This is a genomic window from Bradyrhizobium huanghuaihaiense, assembly GCF_007830635.1.
Taxonomy (GTDB): domain Bacteria; phylum Pseudomonadota; class Alphaproteobacteria; order Rhizobiales; family Xanthobacteraceae; genus Bradyrhizobium; species Bradyrhizobium huanghuaihaiense.
Map to the genome: position 1 here is coordinate 16,312 of NZ_VLLA01000001.1, position 19,749 is coordinate 36,060.

16 protein-coding genes are annotated in these 19,749 nt (G+C 64.8%); 7 read left to right on the forward strand and 9 right to left on the reverse strand.

Features of this window, described 5'->3' with window-relative positions:
- Nucleotides 1-34 precede the first annotated feature (34 nt).
- Nucleotides 35-1,690: a CHASE domain-containing protein gene (locus tag IQ16_RS00095; RefSeq protein ID WP_018646619.1), complete on the forward strand. Its 1,656-nt coding sequence runs from the start codon at nt 35-37 to the stop codon at nt 1,688-1,690.
- A 1-nt stretch (nt 1,691) separates the two neighbouring features.
- Here the strand turns inward: IQ16_RS00095 and IQ16_RS00100 are convergent, their stop codons facing one another.
- Nucleotides 1,692-2,300, reverse strand: a complete 609-nt coding sequence (locus IQ16_RS00100) for a TetR/AcrR family transcriptional regulator (protein WP_026312561.1) — start codon at nt 2,298-2,300, stop codon at nt 1,692-1,694.
- Between the two features lie 97 nt (nt 2,301-2,397).
- The gene (locus IQ16_RS00105) at nt 2,398-3,540 is read right to left on the reverse strand and encodes an OpgC domain-containing protein (protein ID WP_018646621.1); all 1,143 of its coding nucleotides are present in this window, start codon (nt 3,538-3,540) and stop codon (nt 2,398-2,400) included.
- A 376-nt stretch (nt 3,541-3,916) separates the two neighbouring features.
- Between IQ16_RS00105 and IQ16_RS00110 the strand changes: the two genes are divergently transcribed.
- Genes IQ16_RS00110 through IQ16_RS00120 form a run of 3 tightly spaced genes read left to right on the forward strand, consistent with a single transcriptional unit; the run spans nt 3,917 to nt 7,653 of the window.
- On the forward strand, nt 3,917-6,250 hold the full coding sequence (locus IQ16_RS00110) for a TonB-dependent siderophore receptor (RefSeq protein ID WP_244635495.1): 2,334 nt from the start codon (nt 3,917-3,919) through the stop codon (nt 6,248-6,250).
- Nucleotides 6,251-6,259: 9 nt separating this feature from the next.
- Entirely contained in the window at nt 6,260-7,474 is a 1,215-nt protein-coding gene (locus tag IQ16_RS00115) for a PepSY-associated TM helix domain-containing protein (RefSeq protein ID WP_018646623.1), read from the forward strand.
- Entirely contained in the window at nt 7,471-7,653 is a 183-nt protein-coding gene (locus IQ16_RS00120; RefSeq protein ID WP_018646624.1) for a hypothetical protein, read from the forward strand. Before IQ16_RS00115 ends, IQ16_RS00120 begins: the two co-directional genes overlap by 4 nt.
- A gap of 11 nt (nt 7,654-7,664) precedes the next feature.
- Here IQ16_RS00120 and IQ16_RS00125 read toward each other — a convergent pair whose 3' ends face one another.
- The 3 genes from IQ16_RS00125 to IQ16_RS00135 all read right to left on the reverse strand — a co-directional run bounded on the left by IQ16_RS00125 (nt 7,665) and on the right by IQ16_RS00135 (nt 9,773).
- Nucleotides 7,665-8,120 carry a hypothetical protein gene (locus IQ16_RS00125; RefSeq protein ID WP_018646625.1) on the reverse strand — a complete coding sequence of 152 codons (456 nt, stop codon included), beginning with the start codon at nt 8,118-8,120 and terminating at the stop codon, nt 7,665-7,667.
- A gap of 89 nt (nt 8,121-8,209) precedes the next feature.
- The gene (locus IQ16_RS00130) at nt 8,210-8,581 is read right to left on the reverse strand and encodes an ElaB/YgaM/YqjD family protein (RefSeq protein ID WP_018646626.1); all 372 of its coding nucleotides are present in this window, start codon (nt 8,579-8,581) and stop codon (nt 8,210-8,212) included.
- 79 nt (nt 8,582-8,660) lie between these two features.
- Nucleotides 8,661-9,773: an AI-2E family transporter gene (locus IQ16_RS00135; protein WP_018646627.1), complete on the reverse strand. Its 1,113-nt coding sequence runs from the start codon at nt 9,771-9,773 to the stop codon at nt 8,661-8,663.
- Between the two features lie 208 nt (nt 9,774-9,981).
- On the opposite strand from IQ16_RS00135, the gene IQ16_RS00140 reads away from it, so the two are divergent.
- Both IQ16_RS00140 and IQ16_RS00145 read left to right on the forward strand, forming a co-directional pair.
- Nucleotides 9,982-10,764, forward strand: coding sequence for a L,D-transpeptidase (locus IQ16_RS00140; protein WP_018646630.1), 783 nt, complete (start codon nt 9,982-9,984; stop codon nt 10,762-10,764).
- A 19-nt stretch (nt 10,765-10,783) separates the two neighbouring features.
- A complete protein-coding gene (locus IQ16_RS00145) occupies nt 10,784-11,431 on the forward strand; it encodes a DUF2865 domain-containing protein (RefSeq protein ID WP_018646632.1) in 648 nt (215 codons plus the stop codon).
- A 327-nt stretch (nt 11,432-11,758) separates the two neighbouring features.
- On the opposite strand, the gene IQ16_RS00150 is transcribed toward IQ16_RS00145, so the two are convergent.
- A complete protein-coding gene (locus IQ16_RS00150) occupies nt 11,759-13,852 on the reverse strand; it encodes a methyl-accepting chemotaxis protein (RefSeq protein ID WP_018646634.1) in 2,094 nt (697 codons plus the stop codon).
- 414 nt (nt 13,853-14,266) lie between these two features.
- A complete protein-coding gene (locus IQ16_RS00155; protein ID WP_018646635.1) occupies nt 14,267-16,360 on the reverse strand; it encodes a methyl-accepting chemotaxis protein in 2,094 nt (697 codons plus the stop codon).
- Nucleotides 16,361-16,633: 273 nt separating this feature from the next.
- On the opposite strand from IQ16_RS00155, the gene IQ16_RS00160 reads away from it, so the two are divergent.
- Nucleotides 16,634-16,789, forward strand: coding sequence for a Thivi_2564 family membrane protein (locus tag IQ16_RS00160; RefSeq protein WP_018646636.1), 156 nt, complete (start codon nt 16,634-16,636; stop codon nt 16,787-16,789).
- A 138-nt stretch (nt 16,790-16,927) separates the two neighbouring features.
- Here the strand turns inward: IQ16_RS00160 and IQ16_RS00165 are convergent, their stop codons facing one another.
- Nucleotides 16,928-17,128 carry a CsbD family protein gene (locus IQ16_RS00165; protein ID WP_026312563.1) on the reverse strand — a complete coding sequence of 67 codons (201 nt, stop codon included), beginning with the start codon at nt 17,126-17,128 and terminating at the stop codon, nt 16,928-16,930.
- Nucleotides 17,129-17,381: 253 nt separating this feature from the next.
- Nucleotides 17,382-19,547 (reverse strand): malate synthase G, encoded by a 2,166-nt coding sequence (locus IQ16_RS00170; RefSeq protein WP_018646640.1) that lies wholly within the window; start codon nt 19,545-19,547, stop codon nt 17,382-17,384.
- Between the last annotated feature and the right edge of the window lie 202 nt (nt 19,548-19,749).

The window sequence follows — 19,749 nt, forward strand, 5'->3', positions numbered from 1 at the left end:
ATTGCCGACCTCCCGCTTCCGTCTGAGTAGTCGCGTGGTCCGGCTGGGTTTCATTATCGGCTTCATCGCTCTGCTCGGAGCCTTGCTTTCCGGGCTTGCGGCCTATCGCGTCCACGACCAGGAGCTGGCGCTGGACCGGATCGCGCTCGCGCGTGCGATCGACGTCCATGCCAGCCTGGTTCAGGACCGGCTCACCGAGCGCGAGCTGCTCGCGCGTGTCGCCTCAGGCCTGTTCCGTGCGCCGTCGGTGCTCAAGCCCAATATGCTGGAGCCGCTGCGCTCGGCGATCTACGCGTTCAAGACTGACTTCGTGGTGGCCGGCTGGGTTGCCCGGCTTCAGCCGAACGAGCTCGCGGCGGCGCAGGCGGCGATCGCGGCGGCCGGATTCCCGAAGCCCCAGATCCGTGACTACAGTGACAAGCCCATCGCCCCCGCGAGCCTCACCCATCCGATCGACGTGCTGATGGACCTCGAGCCGCGCAGTGACGAGACCAAGGCGCTGCCTGGCCGCAGCTATGACCAGGATCCGGTGCGCAGCGCGATGCTCGCCCGGGCCAGGATCGAGAAGCGATCGGTTGCTTCCGATCCGGTGCCGCTGCTGCGCGGGAACGGCCCGATCGGCATCATTGTGGCTGCTCCCGTGGTTCCCGAGGGGGCAACGGAGCCGGCCGGTTTCGTCACGTTCTCCTACGAGCTTGCCACACTGATGCTGACCAACGACGACATGTCGTTGTTCTCGGTTGCACTCAAGGATCCGCGCAAGGAGGGCGGCGAGCTCGTCGCCAACGACCAGGGCATTGTCTCCACGCGCATGGGCGCGGACGGTCCGGCGCCATCGGCGACGCGCACGGTGAGCTTCGGCGGCCGCGACTGGCAGCTCAGCTACTACGCGAAGACCAATTCGGCACGCCGCGCCGAGCAGACCGCGATCATCGTGGCGGCGATCGGTTTTGCCATCACCGCGATGGTGTGCGGCCTGTTCGGCTATGTCGCCTACAACAATCTGCGGCTCAGCCGGGAGATCCAGGTACGGATCGGCTTCGAGCGCCGCCTGACCGCGGTCATCGACGAGCTGAATCACCGCGTGAAGAACATCCTGGCCGTGATCCAGTCGATCGTGACGCGCACGCTGCGCCACGGCTCGGACATCGACGTCGCGCGCGAGCTCCTGATCGGCCGCATCCACGCCATGTCCAACGTGGTCTCGCTGCTCAGCGAGAGCCAGTGGCAGGGCGTCAAGCTGAAGGGCCTGTTCGAGGCGCGCGCGATTCCGCATGCCGATCGCATTGCCGTCACCGGCCCCGACATCGCGGTCAGCGCGCGCGCCGCGCAGAGCCTGTCGCTGCTGTTCTTCGAGCTCGCCTCGCATTCCGACGAGGGTCTGTCGCTGGTCGGCAAGCATCCGCACATCACCGCCAATTGGACGGTGACCGGCGAAGCACCCGAAGAGGTCTTCCATTTCCGCTGGGAGGAGTTCAACACCAGCGAGGCGACGCGCCGGCCCGATTCTGACTTCGGCCTGATCCTGCTGGACCGCGTCGCGCCCGAGGCGCTGGGGGGCACCGCCAAGCGGTTCTTCACCGACGTCTCCTACGTCTATGAACTGACCGCGCCGATGGAGACGGTGGTCGACATGTCCGAGCGCGACCGCACGGACAAGATCTCGGCGCCGGTGCGCCCCGTGCGCTGATTTAGTCCTTCGGCCGCAACACCAGATCGACCAGATTGCGCGCGTAGCCAGGTGTGATCGGCGCGATGCCGAAGATGTAGCGGTAGAACAGGCTGCCATAGATCGCGTCGTAGAGATCCTCGGGCAGCCCCCCGGCCAGAATGCTGCCGTCCTGCTGGCCCGCGGCGATCATGTCCACCAGCGCGTCGCGACGGAATTGTAAGTAGCGGGCGTAGAACAGCTCCGCCGAGCCGGTCTTGGAGATGCATTCGGAGATGACCGCGAGCTGGACCTTGCCGAACTCGCCCTGCAGCGCCTCGGCATAGGTGGCGGCGTGGCGGCGCGCGCGCGCCGCGGGCGTACCGCTGCTTGCGGGCGGCAGCGGCAGCATCTGCGCGGCATGGTGGAGGAAGGCGTCGATCAGCAGCGCCTCCCGCGAGGGCCACCATTTGTAGATCGTCATCTTGGACACGCTGGAGTGGCGTGCGATCGCATCGATCGTGGTGGTAGCAAGGCCCGTGGCCGCCATCAGCGCATAGGCGCTTTCGAGGATGGCGTTGGTGGTCTCGATCGACCTTGGCCGACCGCGCCGGGGCGCGCTCTCCGCCTCTTCACCCCCGCCTTTCGCCATCGCCACGCCGGTCTCCTCACGCAGAGTCCCGGCATAGCGCAGCGGCCGCTTTCGGCCTAGCAGAATCGCACGATTTTGTTGTCGGAGCGATTTGGCTTTAGGCCTGCTGCCGCAGGGCTGCCGGCAGATCCTGCCGTTTCGACCATGCGATGTAATAGGCGAGCCCGGTCATCGCGGCGAAGCCGGTGATGCTCACTGCGACCTGCATCACTACCAGGTTCGGCCCGGTGATCAGGATGAGGTGGCCGGCGAAGGACAGGAACACGGCGACGCAGAATACCGCGAGCCATTCCTCGCCGCATGCGATCACCGCCTGCAGCGGCCTCCATGTCAGGCCGGGATGATCCGCCGGAATGAGATGGGTCGCAATGAGCGCGAGGGCGAGGAAGTGGAGCACGCGATAGGGCGCGAGGTTTTCCTTGTCGGTCGGTGCGATGCTGTTGAGGAGCAGATCGGGCAGGTAGGTGGACAGCGTCGGCGAGTGGCGCATCAGGGTGACGGCCATCGCGAAGACCAGATAGGCGCCTGCGAGCATCCGCAGCCAGGACATGCCGCGCAGCGCACGCCCCGGCGCGCCTGTGACGGCGAACCAGCCGCCCAGCACCATCAGCATCTGCCAGCACAGCGGATTGAAGGTCCATTCCTGGTCCGGGTAGACCCGGAAATTCCAGTCGAACCAGCGCGCGGCGACGTACAGCGCGACCGATGCCGCCAGCGTCAGGTTCGGCCATCTCAGCAGCCCCCACAGCACGAGCGGAAAGAACGCCATCAGCGGGATCATCAGTTGCAGCAGGTCGAGGTTCAGCGGCTCTTCCTGGAGCACGAGCCCGCGGATCAGGATGCGCAGCGGGTGCTCGAGAATCCCGGATATGTTGTATTCGTGGATGATCTCCGGCGCCATCGATTGCGAGGCGACGTAGGCGATGGTGTCGATATAGATCACGAACAGCACGACATAGGCGGCATAGAGCCGCCAGACGCGGCGGAAGATTCGCGTCGCCGCGACGATGTAGCCGCGCTCCAGCGCCATCCTGCCGTGGATGATGGCGACGCCGTAGCCCACCACGAACACGAACAGATCGGCCGCGCCGCTGAAGCCGAAATTCCGCAGCGTCAGCAGGTTGACGACGTTGTTCGGAATATGGTCGACGAATACGGACCAATTGGCGATGCCGAGCGTCAGATAGAGTCTGGCGTCGTGCTGAAATGCGGCGAGGTTCGCCTTGACGGACGGTTTCATTGAGTAAAATAGCTTTGAGAATCAGGGTGATGCTTTTACCGGCAACCGCCTGCCTATCCGAGTAGCGTTTACGTGAGCGAGACTGGTTTGTCCCGATTGGTCTGAAATTGCGCAGCGCATCCCGCTGCTTTTGCAGGTCTGCGTTGAACCCGCCCTAGTCGCAACTTTTGCAAAGGCGACAATCCGCCTGCGGTCGCGGCAGGCATCGGTCGCTCCGGTACTGCACCGCTCTGCTCCCGGCTGCAATGTCTCTGTAGTCTGGAAATAGAAAACCTCCAGGCTGGAAACCTTTCACCCCGCAACGTCGAACCGCTGCGCTAACTCCTTGTTCCGGCTGGCTGCATTGCGCAGTCGTTGGAAGTTGGGGAAGTTTGCAGTGGGCATTGTGGAAGTGGGGCGCTGGCGGCTCATGGGGGCCGTCAGCTCGGTTGTCTTGATCGTTGTTACGGGAGGGGCGGCGGCCCAATCATCGACCTCGGGTGCGTCCGCGGGGGCGGGGACCGAGCTTGGAACGGTCGTCGTCCAGGCAAGCGAGGCTCGCAAGCGCACCAGCGTACCATCCTCGCGTAGCCGCAGCGCGGCCCGCGCGCGCGCGGTCTCGCGCGGCAATGCGCCCGCTGGCGCTGCCGCGGCAGCCGCCGCCGGCGCCGGAGCGGGGGGAGGGCACAAGGAATCGGCGTTCGGCCATGTCGACGGCGTGGTCGCGACAAGGAGCGCGACCGGCACAAAGACCGACGCGCCGCTGATCGAGACGCCGGTCGCGATCTCCGTCGTGACGCAGGACCAGATCCAGGCCCAGGGCGCGCAGAGCATTGCGCAGGCGGTGCGCTATACGTCGGGCGTGAGGAGCGAAAATCTCGGGGCCGACGCGCGCTTCGACAATATCTACATTCGCGGCTTCCTCGCCGACCAATATCTGGACTCGCTGCGGCTGCTGAATTTTGGCGTCTTCGCCTATCCGATCGTCGAGCCCTTCAATCTCGAGCGCGTCGAGATCCTGCATGGTCCGGCCTCCGTTCTCTACGGTCAGTCGTCGCCGGGCGGCATCGTCGATCTCGTCTCCAAGCGTCCGACGCTGGAGCCCTATCACGAGATGTTCGTGTCGACCGGCAGCTACGGCCGCGTCCAGGCGGGCGTCGACCTGTCCGGTCCAATCGACAAGAACAAGGAGTTTCTCTACCGCTTCACCGCGTCCGGCTTCGATGTGGGCAGCCAGGTCGATCACGCCGACTACCAGCGCATCTCGATCGCGCCGTCGCTGACCTGGCGGCCGGACAACCAGACCACGCTGACGGTGCTCGGCACCTATCAACGCGATCCCAAGGCCGGCTTCTACAACCAGCTGCTGCCGAGCGGCATCGGCACCATCACGCCCTACAAGGGCAGCTATATCCCGACGAGCTTCTATTCCGGCGAGCCGAATTTCGACAAGACCGACCGCACAGTCGGCACAGTCGGCTATTTGCTCGAACACAGCTTCAACAATAACGTCAAGGTGCGACAGAACCTGCGTTACATGGACCTCAGCACCGATTTCGCGGTGGTATCCCCCAACGGCAGCCAGACGGATCCGACCAACCTCAAGCGCGCGGCCTTCACGACGCTGGAATCGATCCGCTCGATCAATGTCGACAACCAGCTCGAGACCAGATTCAACGCCGGTCCGTTCGAGCACACCGTGCTCGCGGGCCTCGACTACACCAACGCCGTCGACAAGCGGCTCAACGGCCAGCTCCTGGTCGCGCCGACGATCAACGCGTTCAATCCGGTCTATGGCGTGCCGTTCGGTCCGGTGCCCAATACGACGAATGTCCGGCAGACGATCGATCAACTCGGGGTCTATGCGCAGGATCAGATCAAATTCGACCGCTGGGTCGCGCTGCTCGGTATCCGTCATGATCGGGCGCAGTCCAGCACCGATACGCTGACCTACGCGAACGGGACCACCTCGACCGCGCCAAAGTCCGACACGGCGGTCACCAAGCGCGGTGCGCTGCTCTACAAGTTCGACAACGGGATCGCACCCTACATCCAGTACACCGAGTCGTTCCAGCCGACTGCCGGCACGGATGCTCTTCTCCGTCCGTTCTCGCCGACAACCGGCAAGCAGGAAGAAGCAGGCATCAAGTACCAGCCAAACGCAAACTCGCTCTACACGCTCGCCGCGTTCAACCTGATCCAGCAGAACGTGCTGACGCCGGATACGGATCCGACCCATCCTCCCGGCTCGCGTGTCCAGACCGGCGAAATCCGTTCGCGCGGCATCGAGCTGGAGGCCAAGACCGAGATCAGCCGTGAGCTGACAGTGCTGGCGTCCTACACCTATCTCGACAACATCGTGACGCGGACCAACACGCCGAGCCAGCTCGGCAAGCATCCGGTCATCGCCCCGATGAACTCGGCATCGGCTTGGGTCGATTACACCTTCCATGGCGGCCCGCTCGACGGCTTCGGCCTGTCCGGCGGCGTGCGCTATATCGGCGAGACGGCAGGTAACACAGCAAACACTTTCTATGTCCCGGACGTCACGTTGTTCGATGCGGCGATTCACTATGACTTCTCCGCACTGGGGCCGATGTTCAAGGGTTATTCGGCGCAGGTCAACGCCACGAACATCTTCGACAAGACCTATGTGACGCTTTGCCAGGACATCGGCTGCTATTACGGCCTCCGTCGTAACGTGATTGCGACGCTGCGCTACCACTGGTAGAGGAACGGCATGACCGAACAGGCGCTCTCCAGGGGACACATCTATGAGCGAAAGCCGGCGCTTCGGCGCTGGCTGTTCGTGCATAAATGGTCGAGCCTGATCTGCACGCTGTTCCTGCTGCTGATCTGCATCACCGGCCTGCCCTTGGTGCTGCGCGACGAGATCGACGGCCTGCTCGACGACGCCTTGCCCTATGCGCAGGTCGCGGAGGGCACGCCCAATGTGAGCCTCGACCGGGTGGTCGAGGCCAGCCGGAAGCTGTATCCCGGTGAGACCATCCTCTCGGTGTTCGTCGACGATGACGAGCCCAAGATCATGGTGTTCATGGCGAGCTCCTGGGAGGCCTTCAAGGCCAACCGCAGGTCGCTGCACTCGATCCGGTTCGACGCCCACACCGGCGACGTGCTGAAGCAGACCAAACCGTTCGGCGAGGACGGACTCACCTTCCTGCAATTGATGCTGTCGCTGCACCGCGACCTGTTCGCAGGGCTTGCGGGCGAATTGTTCCTCGGCGCGATGGCGCTTCTGTTCATCGCGGCGATCGTCTCCGGCATCGCGATCTACGGGCCCTTCATGCGCAAGCTGGATTTCGGCACCGTGCGCGCGGCGAGGTCGCCACGGCTGAAATGGCTCGACCTGCATAACCTGCTCGGCGTCGTCACCGTCGGCTGGGCGCTGGTGGTTGGCGCCACCGGCGTGATCAACGAGCTCTCGACGCCGCTGTTCGCGCTGTGGCAACAGACCGACGTGCGCGCGATGCTGGCGCCGCTGCAAGGCAAGCCGGTGCCGCACACCTCGGAGCTGTCCTCGCCGCAGGCGGCCTATGACACGGTGAAGGCGGCCTTCCCCGACATGACCGCGACCAGCGTGGTGTATCCGGGCTCGCCGTTCGGTTCGCCCTTCCACTACGTGGTCTGGACCAAGGGCAAGGAGCCGCTGACCTCACGCCTGTTCAGCCCGGTGCTGGTCGATGCGAGAAGCGGCGCCCTGGTGTCGGCGGTGACCATGCCCTGGTATCTGCGCGCGCTGGAGCTCTCGCGCCCGCTGCATTTCGGCGACTATGGCGGCATGCCGCTGAAGATCATCTGGGTGGTGCTGGATCTCGCGACGATCTTCGTGCTCGGCAGCGGGCTCTATCTCTGGCTTGCGCGGTCGCAGGCCGCGAAGACGCAACAGCGGCCCGCTGCGGCCCTGCCGCTGTCGTCGCCGGGAGCAGCAGAATGACTGCCCGCCGCTCGCCCAACCTGATCTGGCGCTGGCCCGCGTTGCTCGCGGCCCTGAGCATTTTCGGCCTGTTCGCGGCGTTGATTGGTCAGACCGGGATTTGGCTGCCGCTGTCCTGGGGCGCGTTGACCGTTCCGCTCGCGGTGGCCGCGATCTGTATCGTCCGCAGCCGCAGCTGAGATGCTCGCCGTTACTCGGCGGGCTCCGCCGATGCTTCGTCGGGGACGCCGGCGCGGCTCGCCATGATTCCCAGCGCGACGCCGCCGATGGCCAGGATCGGCAACAGCCGCTTGACCCCGATGGCACGGACGATCTGCAGCCCGGTGGCGAGCAGCATGGGGTCGGCGAGCATGCTGTGCGCCGCGGACTTTGCGGCGCGCTCGGCGGCGATGTGGGCTTCCTTGCGCAACTGCCGCTTGTACGCCCAATAGCTCACCGCGGCGGTCAGCGTCAGCAGAAAGAAAACGCCGGCACCCGCGAGGCAGGCCTGCACCGGACCATATTTTTCGAGGACCGAAATGAAGGCTGCAGCGCAGAGGAAGCATGTCGTGATGAACAGCGCGAATGCCGCGCCCGCGGCAAGGGAGGTCAGCCGCACAGTCGTGCCGGTGGATGCACTGATCCCGTCGATGATGCGCTGGAACATGGCCTTGCTCCTCAGATCCCCACAAGCCTGGATGTCACAAGCCGGCCTTGGCGGCGCGGCGGCGCCGCCTCAACGTTGGCCGGGCATCCTTAGCGGCGCCAGGCGACGCCGATCAGGAAGCCGATGCCGAGCGCGAGTCCGACGGTCGCCAGCGGCCGCTGCGTGATCGCCTCTTCCAGCGTCTCCTCGATCGATCCATAGGCATCCTGCGCCGCGCCCATCATGGCGCTGCTGCGCTCCGACATGTCGTCGATCGCGGAATCCATGTTCTCGCGGGCCTGGCGATAGCCCCGCCTGGCCTGCTTGCTGGTGGAATTGGCAAAGGTATTGAGCGCGTCGGTGATCTGGTCGGTGAGGGCGGCGATATCGCTTTTCACGGCTGCTACATCCTTCTCGAGGCGTTCTCTGGAGGCTTTGTCGGTCCAGTCGCTGATCCCGGCTTCGGCACTTGTCGTTGACATCAGGAAGCTCCGAACTGTTTGCGGCTGAGATAGCCGGAAAACGTTTCGTGGTCGGGTAAGTTCCGATTGCGGAAACCGGTTACTCCTGCGGCAGCTGCGGCGCATCCTCCGGCAAAAGATGTTCCTTCAGGATCAGCCCGACGATGAGCAGCGGCGACGACAGGAAGGCACCCATCGGCCCCCACAACCAGGTCCAGAACGCCAGCGCCAGCAGCACCGCCAGCGCATTCAGCGCCAGGCGGCGGCCGATGATGGTCGGCGTGACGAAATGTCCCTCCAGGAACGTGATGCCGCCGAAGGCGATGGCGGCAGCCAGGCCGCCGCCGATGGTCGGGAAGGCGACGAGCCCGACCACGACCAATATGGCGAACATCGCGATCGGCCCGATGATCGGGATGAAGTTGAGGGTTGCGGCAAGTGCGCCCAGGCCGGCCGGGTTGGGCATGCCGGTCAGGGCGCAGACCAGTCCGGCGGCAATGCCCACGCCGATATTGATGACGGTCACCGTCAGCAGGTAACTGCCGAGATGGACCTCGATCTCGTTGAGAATGCGCAGCGTGCGCAGCCGCGCATCGCGATCGCTGAACGTCATGATCAACGCCCGCCGTAGATCGCGCCAGCTCGCGATGAACAGGATCAGCGTGACGAAGAACAGCAGGAATTCGGTGAAGGTGGGCGAGAGGAATTCCAGCGTCGGCTGCACCCATTCGAATTTCGGCAGCTGGAAGCTCGGCAGGCCCTCCGAGCCGCCGACCATGGCTTGCAGCTCGCGCCACAGCATCAGCGGGCGGTCGAACACGTGCAGCTTGTCTTTCAACTGCGCGCCGAGCTCGGGCAGGCGCGAGCTCCACTCCATCACGGGCGAGGCGATCAGCGCGACGACGAAGGTCACCACGGCGGTCACGGCAATCACGATCAGGACGGCGCCCAGACCGCGTGGCACTTTGCGGTTTTCCAGGAAGGTTGCCGCCGGAGACAGCATGGTGCCGATGACAAAGGCCATCACCACGGGGAGGAAGAACGCCTTGGCGACATAGAGCACCGCGACCACTGCGATCAGCAATAGACCGGCGAGTGCGAAGGCGACGAACTCGGTGCGGCGGATGATCGGCGGCAGTTCGCTATGACTGCCGGGGAGCGGGTCACCTTCGCCGCTGCCGGGAATCAGACGTTCACTGGGAAGGACGCGCACAATACCTCTCCCGCACGGAAAGCTTCCGCGCGCCCATTGATGACGTCACAACGTCCGAGGCGGCGCCGGGGTTCCATCGCGGCTTCGTGAAGTTGCGCTCGCTTGACTGTGACGTCGTTGCTGCATCGAAAGGCGGAACCTGAGTCGGCCCGGCTGCGTTTGTTGGCAAGCCGCATCACCCTGATGCGCAGATCCAACGGGGCAGCTCATGACAATGGTCTCTCCAGCCCGCCGCTTCTCGCCGCGCGCCGCCACTGCTTTTGCCTTCGCCGCCGCACTGCTTGTCGTGCCCTTCGGAGCCGCGAGCGCGCAAACGCTCGGCTATGTCCCGATGCAGCCGCAAGCCTATCCGCAAGGTCAGACCTATTCGCACGGCTATGTGAACGACGAGGCGCAGGCAACCGATGAGGATGCCCGGCTCCCCGACCGCCTGCGCAAGCAGATCGTCGCATTCGACCGCGGCGAGCCGGCCGGCACCATCGTGATCGATACCGGCAATACATACCTCTATTACGTGCTCGGCAATGGCCGGGCGATCCGCTATGGCGTCGGCGTCGGCCGCGAGGGTTTTACCTGGTCGGGCGTCCAGAACATCAGCCGCAAGGCGGAATGGCCGGACTGGCATCCGCCGGCCGAGATGATCGCGCGCCAGCCTTACCTGCCGCGCTTCGTCGCCGGCGGCCCCGGCAATCCGCTCGGCGCGCGCGCGATGTATCTGGGATCGAGTGAGTATCGCATCCACGGCACCAACGATCCCACCACCATCGGCAAGTTCGTCTCCTCCGGCTGCATCCGCATGACCAACGAAGACGTCACCGACCTGTTCAGCCGCGTCAATGTCGGCGCCAAGGTCGTCGTGCTGCCGAAGAACGCCCCGCTGATGGCGAAGGGCGGCGACAAGGGAAGTGATTCCTGGCGCAGGCGCCCCGCGGCGACGGCGTTGCCCTCGGGCCGGCAGGCCTTGAACATCTCGCCGTCTGCCGTGAACTGAAGAGTTTGAGTGAGGTGATATGAAGAGACGCGTGATTGGCAAGCTGGCTGGCGGAGCGGCAGTTATGGTCGCTATCTCAGCCGGTCTGGGATTGGCGCCGTCCGCGCATGCGGAAGATTTTTTCTCGGCACTGTTCGGCGCCTTCGGAGCGCGGCCTCCACAGATCCGCACTCCGTTCCCGAATGACGACATGCCGCGCTACGATGCGCCGCGGCAGCGGGCCGCCTATGGCGGCGGCACGACCTACTGTGTGCGCGGCTGTGATGGTCGCTATTTCCCTGCGCAGGGAAGTGACGCCGAGAGCAAGGCGCAATCCTGCAAGAGCTTTTGCCCGACGTCGGAGACCTCGCTGGTCTATGGCAGCAACATCGACGACGCCACGACCGAGAGCGGGAAATCCTACTCCGACCTGCCGAACGCGTTCCGCTACCGCAACGAGATCGTTGCGGGCTGCACCTGCAACGGCAAGGATCCGGTGGGGCTTTCCCAGGTCAAGGTCGAGGACGACCCCACCTTGCGCAAGGGTGACATCGTTGCGGGTGCGGGCGGTTTGGTCGTTGCGAACCGCAATGCCAACGACCGCCGCGGCGTCGCGATGAATTTCTCGCCGCTGCCGGATTCGGTCCGGGCCAAATTCCGCCAGATGCCGGTGGTGGCGAAGGAATAGGGTTTCGCTCGTCGTCCTGGCGAAAGCCAGGACCCATTACCCCGAATACGAGTTTGGCGGCACCCAGATAACCACCCACCTGCCCATTGCAGAGGCCGGTGGTTATGGGTCCTGGCCTTCGCCAGGACGACGTCGAGAGTGATGCGATGTGCGTGCCTCAATCACCGCTGTCGTCCCGGGGCGCGCGTAGCGCGAGCCCGGGACCCATAACCCCGGGGAGGAGTTTGACGAAGACTCGTGGATACCAGCTCCGCGCCAAATCACTCCCTGTGGCTATGGGTCCCCGCCTTCGCGGGGACGACATCGAGAGTGTAGGCCCAGTGTACCCTACGCCGCGCGGATCTTGCCCAGGAAGTCGCTGACCTGCTGGCCGAGCTGGCGGCTTTGCGTCTCCAGCGTTTCGGAGGCCTGCTTGACGTTCTCCGCGGCGCCGGCCGCGGTGTCGGCGTCGGCCTTGACGCCGGTGATGTTGTCCGAGACGTTCTTGGTCCCCTGCGCCGCATATTGTGTGCTGCGAGTGATCTCCTGCGTCGCCGCGCCCTGTTCCTGAACGGCGGCGGCGATCGCGGTCGCGACCTCGTTGACCTCGCCGATGATGCCGCCGATCGCCTGGATCGCGTTGATGGCATCGCCCGCGACCTTCTGGATGTCGGCGATCTGCTCGGAGATCTCCTCGGTCGCTTTCGCGGTCTGGCTGGCCAGCGACTTCACCTCGGAGGCGACCACGGCAAAGCCGCGTCCGGCCTCGCCGGCGCGTGCGGCTTCAATGGTGGCGTTGAGCGCCAGCAGGTTGGTCTGCGCCGCGATGGTGTTGATGAGACCGACGACCTCGCCGATCCGCCCGGCGGATTGCGCCAGTCCCTGAACGGTGCTGTCGGTCTCGCGGGCCTGGTTGACGGCGCGGCTGGCGATGCCCGCGGCATGCGCGGCCTGCTGGCTGATGTCGTTGATCGAAGCCGACAGTTCCTCGGCGGCAGCGGCCACGCTGTCGACGCTCATGGAGGCGTCGTTGGAGGCCTTGCCGGCGGTCTCGACGCGCTCGTTGGTCTGGCGCGAGACCGCGGAGAGGTCGCCCGAGGTCTTGCGCATCTCGCCGGAGGCCTCGCTCAATTCGCCCAGCGACTTGCGCACCACGCCCTCGAACTCGCCGACATAGGCCTCCATCGCGCGCTGGCGCGCGGCGGCGCCGGCATTGCGCTCGCGCTCCTGCTCCTCGATCTTCAGCTTGTCGATCGCCTGCTGCTTGAACGTCTCCAGCGCGCCCGCAAGCGAGCCGATCTCGTCGTGACGGTCGAGATAGCCGCTGTCGATGGTGAGGTCGCCGCCGGCGACCTTGAGCATGGCGTCGCGGATCCGGTGCAGCGGCGTGATCACGCGGCGGCTGACCGCCAGCATGGCAGCGCCGGTCAGGACGATCGCGGCAACGAGGAGGGCGATGTTGACGATCAGCAGCTGCACCGCGGCCGCGCGCTGGGTCGCGGAATGGTCCTTGGCCGCCTCGAGCGCGGCGTCGGCGAGCTTGATCGCGCTTGCCATGCGGCCCACCGAGTAGGGGCTCCACTGGTTCGCGGTCATCGACGGTTTTTCGCCCTTGGCGACCGCGGCAATGATGCCGTCGCGCGTGGTGGCGTATTGCGGGTCGAAATAGACCGCCTTGGCGTTCGCCATGGCCGCGGCGAGCGCCGGCGGTAGTTGCATGCCGACCGTGGCGAGCTCGATCGCATTCCAGGCGGTATCGGTGCCGCCGACGAACTTCGTATAGGCGAGTTGAAGCTCGGGCGTGATCTTGCCAGTGCCGAGCGCGTTGCCGACGATCAGCGAGGACTCGCCGGCACTCAGGCGCAAGAGCCAGGCCATCTGCTTGATCATCAGGAACTGGTCGATGATCGCGTCCTGATGATTGACGCTCGCGCCGAGCATCGGCGCCAGCTTTTCGAGGATCGCCATCAGCCCGTCCTCGGCGTCGGTATATTCCTTGGCGAGTGCTGCGCGGCGCGAAGCCTTGGGCTTGGCGACCTCGGTCCAGAATTCTGCCTGTTTCTCAAGCAGCAGCTTGTTCAGCCGACTGACGTCAGACACCATCGCCTCGCCCTGCGGCAAGTCGATGGAGGGAAGAATCTCGATGGCGCGCGCCAGCGCGGGCATCAGGATGTCGCGGATTCCGCGGATGTATCTTTCAATGTCCTGGTCCAACTGGACATCCGAGGTGAGCTGACGGCTGCTGGTCGAGCGGTCGGCCCGGATGTTCGCCATCGCCTTGAACACTTCGGCCGAGGCGCCGGAAACCGCAACGATCCGGTTCGCCTGCTGAAGCCGGGTCCATGAACTCCATGCGCTGATCGAGAAGCCGACGACCACAATGAGCGCGGTGGAGAGGATCACCGTTTTCAGCAGCGTGGATACGGTCAGGCGGTTGAGCATCGGACACCCCGGTACGCATTTCGAAGTTCGTGGCCCCGAACGGCAGCCCCCCGACGAACTTCGAAAGACCAAAGGGTTGCACGCGACAGAGGCGCCTGCCGTGCGGCAGGCGCTTGTGGAGCATTTGGCCCGAAAAGGGTAAAAACTTAGACAGTGCTTCTGCCGTAAAATTACGGGCGCCAACGATGATGAGGAGCCGTTGCGCTGCCGGCATTTGACCGAAGCTAGCGCCTCAATCTACGCCGTCGTCCCGGCGCAGGCCGGGACCCATAACCACAGGGAGCGGTTTGGCGAAGACTCGTTGTTGGTACTTCTGCCGCTTCAGATTGATAGATCGCGCGGTATGGGTCCCGGCCCCCGTGCGCAATTGCGCACTAGGCCGGGACGACACCGGGAGTGTGGCGCGACCTCGCCCTACGCCGCGCGGATCTTGCCGAGGAAGTCGCTGACCTCGTGGCCGAGCTGGCGGCTCTGGCTCTCCAGCATCTCGGAGGCGTGCTTCACATTGTCCGCGGCCGCGGCGGCGGCATCCGCGTCGGCCTTGACGCCGGTGATGTTGTCCGAGACGTTCTTGGTGCCCTGCGCCGCAAATTGCGTGCTGCGCGTGATTTCCTGGGTCGCCGCCCCCTGCTCCTGCACGGCGGCCGCAATCGCGGTGGCAACCTCGTTCACCTCGCCGATGATGCCGCCGATGGTCTGGATCGCGTTGATGGCGTCTCCGGCGACCTTCTGGATGTCGGCGATCTGCTCCGAAATTTCCTCAGTAGCCTTCGCGGTCTGGCTCGCCAGCGACTTCACTTCGGAGGCGACCACGGCAAAGCCGCGGCCGGCCTCGCCGGCGCGCGCCGCCTCGATCGTGGCGTTGAGCGCGAGCAGATTGGTCTGCGCTGCGATGGTGTTGATGAGGCCGACGACCTCGCCGATGCGTCCGGCGGACTTCGCCAGCCCCTGCACGGTGCCGTCGGTCTCGCGCGCTTGCGTAACGGCGCGGCCGGCGATGCCGGCGGCATGGGCGGCCTGCTGGCTGATGTCGTTGATCGAGGCCGAGAGCTCCTCGGCCGCGGCGGCGACGCTGTCGACGCTCATCGAGGCGTCGTTGGAGGCCTTGCCGGCGACCTGGACGCGGTCGTTGGTCTGGCGCGACACGGCGGACAGATCGCCCGAGGTCTTGCGCATCTCGCCGGAAGCTTCGCTGAGTTCGCCGAGCGTCTTGCGGACCACGCCCTCGAACTCGCCGACATAGGTCTCGATCGCGCGCTGGCGCGCGGTGGCGCCGGCATTGCGCTCGCTTTCCTGCGCCTCGATCTTGAGCTTGTCGGTGGCCTGCTGCTTGAAGGCCTCCAGCGCGCTGGCGAGCGCGCCGATCTCGTCCCTTCGGTCGAGATAGCCGCTGTCGACGGCAAGATCGCCGCCGGCGACCTTGAGCATGGCGTCGCGGATGGTGTTGAGCGGACGGATCACGCGGCGGCTGACCAGCATGATCGCGCCGACGGCGAGGGCGACGGCGAGCGCGAGCAGCACGAGCTGCACGATCAGCGCACGCAGCGCAGCACCGCGCTGCTCCAGCGTGTGGTTCTTGGCGGCGTCGAGAGCGGTCTCGGCGACGGCAACCGCGCTCGACAGACGGCCCACCGTGACGGGCGTCCACTGGTTCGCGGTCATTTCGGCCTTCTCGCCATTGGCGAGCGTGTTGGCCAGGCGATCGCGAAGGGCCAGATATTGCGGATCGAAATAGGCGGTCTTGGCAGCAGTCATGGCGGACGACAGGGCCGGCGGCAGCTCCATGCCCGAGGCCGACAATTCCAGCGCCTTCCACATCGCGGCTGTTCCGCCGACGAATTGGGTGTAGGCGAGGCGCGCCTCCGGCGCGATGCGGCCGCTGTTGAGTCCGAGGGAGATGATCAGCGACGCTTCACCCGCGGTGTTGCGGAGCAGCCAGGCATTCTGCTTGATCGACAGCAGCTGATCGATCGCCGCGTCCTGGTGATTGACGGTCGCGGCCAAGGCGTTCGAGAGCTTGTCGAGCGTGTCGAGCAGGCCCTGCGTCGTCTCCATATAGTCCTTCGGCAGGCCGGCGCGGCGCTGGTCCTTGGGCTTGACGACCTCCTCCCAGAACTGCTTCTGCTGCTCGCTCGCCGATTTGTAGAGGCGCGCCAGCTCCGGCACCAGCGTGCCGGACTGCGGAAACTCCATCGTCGGCAGCAGCTCCAGCGCATGTGCCATTGCCGGCATCTCGGCGTCCCGGATCGCGCGCAGATATTTCTCGATCTCCGCATCCATCGGTTCGGTCGCGTTGAGGAGCCGGTTGGTGGTCGAACGGTCGGTGCGCAGATTGTGCATCGCCTTGAACAGGTCGGCGGACGCGTCGGCGATCTGCGAGATGCGGTTGGCGGTCTTCAACCGGTCCCAGGAGGCATAGGCCGTGAGCGAGAGCACGACGACCACGCAGACCGACGTGATCGCGATCACTGCCTTGAGCAGCGCGGATACGGTCAGACGATTCAGCATCGAGGTCCCCCAATTCCCATATCGAAGTTCGAGACGGCGCCCCGGCAACATCGAAAACAAAGGGGCCCGTTAGGATCGGCAATCACATGCCGTTGGCGCCGCAAGGCCAGACGGTTTCCGCATGTGAAAGGAAAAGGGTAAAGTTTTAGGCAGCCAGCCGGCTGGTAGAAATACGCATTTACTAGAAGTTGCAATGGGTTGCCTGGATGGAACCGGCGCGCGAGATGGGCGTTAGGATACCGTTAGCAATTTGCCAGAAGGGGGGTCCCTGCAATGCTGATCGGCGTCCTCGTCACTTTCCTCGTCGTCATCCTCGTACTCTATCTCATCAACATGCTGCCGATGGATGGCCGTGCCAAGCAGATCGCGCGCGTCATCGTCATCATCATCGGCATCGTGTCATTGTTGAAATATCTCGCGGTGTTCTAGCGACAGTATCGTAGCCCGGATGAGCGCAGCGATATCCGGGGAGCCGCAACAAAGGTCCCGGATGTCGCATCGCTCATCCGGGCCACGGATCACCACACAAGAAGCCCCGGCCTGAGCCGGGGCTTCGTTCATGCTGTGCTAGTGCAGCGACTTCAGCCAGTCGTCGACGTCCTGACGAACCTGGTCCTTGGCCTTGCCGTAGCGTTCCTGGATCCGGCCTTCGAGCTGCTCGCGGCGGCCCTCGATCAATTGAAGATCGTCGTCAGTGAGCTTGCCCCATTTCTCCTTGGCCGATCCCTTGAACTGCTTCCAGTTTCCTTCGATCCGATTCCAGTCCATGACCATCTCCCATGGGTTGATGGCCGGACAACGCGAGGCGCGCGCAGCCGTTCCGTGGCGTGTCGCGACGTTTCGTCTGCCACAAGCGATGGCCTTGCAGCCCGGATGAGCGAAGCGATCCGGGGTCTTGCCCCAAGCTCCGCCGGTCCCGGATGTCGCTTCGCTCATCCGGGCTACGCGTGCCCAACAAAAAAAGCCCCGGCTGTTGCCGGGGCTTTTGGCGTTCAAAAGATCAGTTCAGCCGAGCGCCTTGTTATCCAAGAGCCTTGGCCTCGCGGCGGCGCGCGGTGAGGATGTATTCGGTATAACCGTTCGGCTGCTCGCGTCCCCTGAAGATCAGGTCGCAGGCGGCCTTGAAGGCAACGCCGTCGAAGGCAGGCGCCATCGGCTTGTAGATGGGATCGCCGGCGTTCTGCTTGTCGACGACGACGGCCATGCGCTTGAGCGATTCCATCACCTGCGCCTCGGTGATCACGCCCTGGTGCAGCCAGTTGGCGAGATGCTGGCTGGAGATGCGCAGCGTCGCGCGGTCTTCCATCAGGCCGACGTCGTGAATGTCGGGCACCTTGGAGCAGCCGACGCCCTGGTCGATCCAGCGCACGACATAGCCGAGGATGCCCTGGCAGTTGTTGTCGATCTCCTGCTTGACGTCGTCGGGCGCCCAGTTCGACTTCGAAACCGGAATGGTGAGGATGTCGGAGAGCTTTGCACGCGGCCCGCCCTTGGTCAGCTCCTGCTGGCGCGCGATCACGTTGACCTGGTGGTAGTGCAGCGCGTGCAGCGTCGCCGCGGTCGGCGAGGGCACCCAGGCGGTGGTGGCGCCGGCCTGCGGGTGGGCGAGCTTCTGCGCCAGCATGTCCGCCATCTTGTCGGGCGCGGCCCACATGCCCTTGCCGATCTGGGCATGGCCGGGCAGGCCACAGGTCAGGCCCATGTCGACGTTCCAGTCCTCATACGCCTTGATCCAGGCCTGCGCCTTCATCTCGTTCTTGCGGATCATCGGGCCCGCTTCCATCGAGGTGTGGATCTCGTCGCCAGTGCGGTCGAGGAAGCCGGTGTTGATGAACATGATGCGCTTGGAGGCGCGCTGGATGCAGGCCTTGAGGTTGACGGTGGTGCGCCGCTCCTCGTCCATGATGCCGACCTTGAGCGTGTTCTCCGGCAGCGAGAGCATTTTCTCGACGCGGTCGAAGATCTCGCAGGTGAGCGAGACTTCGTCGGGGCCGTGCATCTTCGGCTTGACGATATAGGCCGATCCCGTGCGGCTGTTCTTGACCTTGGAGTTACCCTTGAGGTCGTGGATGGCGAGCAGTCCGGAGACGGCGGCGTCGAGCAGGCCTTCCGGAACCTCTTCGCCCTTCTCGTCCAGCACCGCGTCGGTGAACATGTGGTGACCGCAATTGCGCATCAAGAGCAGGCTGCGGCCGTGCAGCTTGAGCTCGCCCTTGCCGTCAGGCGTCTTGTAGACGCGGTCGGCGTTGAGCGAACGCGTCAGCGTCTTGCCGCCCTTCTCGAAATCGGCTGACAGTGTGCCGTTCATCAGGCCGAGCGTGTTGCGATAGACGAGAACTTTGTCTTCGGCATCGACCGCGGCGACCGAGTCTTCCATGTCCAGAATGGTGGAGACCGCGGCTTCCATGATCATGTCGGCGACGCCGGCCGGATCGTCCTTGCCGATCGTGCTGCTGCGGTCGATCTTCACCTCGACATGCAGGCCGTTGTTGACGAGCAGCACCGCGGAAGGTGCGGCCGCATCGCCCTGGAAGCCGGCGAACTGCGCGGCGTTCTTCAGCGCGGTCGCGTTGCCGCTCTTCAGCTTCACCGCGAGCTGGCCCGCGACGACGCTATAGGCGGTGACGTCGGTGTGGCTGCCGGTTGCGAGCGGCGCGGCCGCATCGAGGAACGCCTTGGCCTTGGCGATCACCTTGTCGCCGCGCGCCTTGTTATAGCCCTTGCCGCCCTCGGACGGGTCGTGCGGGATCGCGTCGGTGCCGTAGAAGGCGTCGTAGAGCGAGCCCCAGCGCGCGTTCGCCGCGTTCAGCGCGTAGCGCGCGTTGGTGAGCGGCACGACGAGCTGCGGGCCGCAGATCTTGCCGATCTCCTCGTCGACATTGGCGGTCTCGACCTTCTGCGTCGCCGGCTCCGGGACGAGATAGCCGATCTCCTTCAGGAAGGCGGTGTAGGCCTCGAGGTCGAACGCCTTGCCCTTATTGGCGCGGTGCCAGTCGTCGATCTTGACCTGCAGCGTGTCACGCACCGCCAGCAGCGCGCGGTTCTTCGGTCCGAGGTCCTTGATGATGGCGGCAACCCCGGCCCAGAACGCATCCGGCGCGATCCCCGTTTTCGGGGCCGCTTCCTTGGCGATGAAGTCAAACAGGACGGGAGCGATCTTCAATCCGTGGGCGTCGACGCGTTTCATGATGGGCTTTCTTGTTGGAAATGGCTGTTTTTGGCTGCTTTTGACCCGACAGCAGCAAAATGCGCCCACGAGGGGCGGCTTTCGGGACCTATTAGCCCCAAAATCGGGGCGCTGAGAAGACCCCCGGGGGTTTGTCAAAATGTCAAGGTGAGGTGGGGGACTGGGTCGGATCGCGTGGACGCGAAGGCGACGGTCTCTCCCC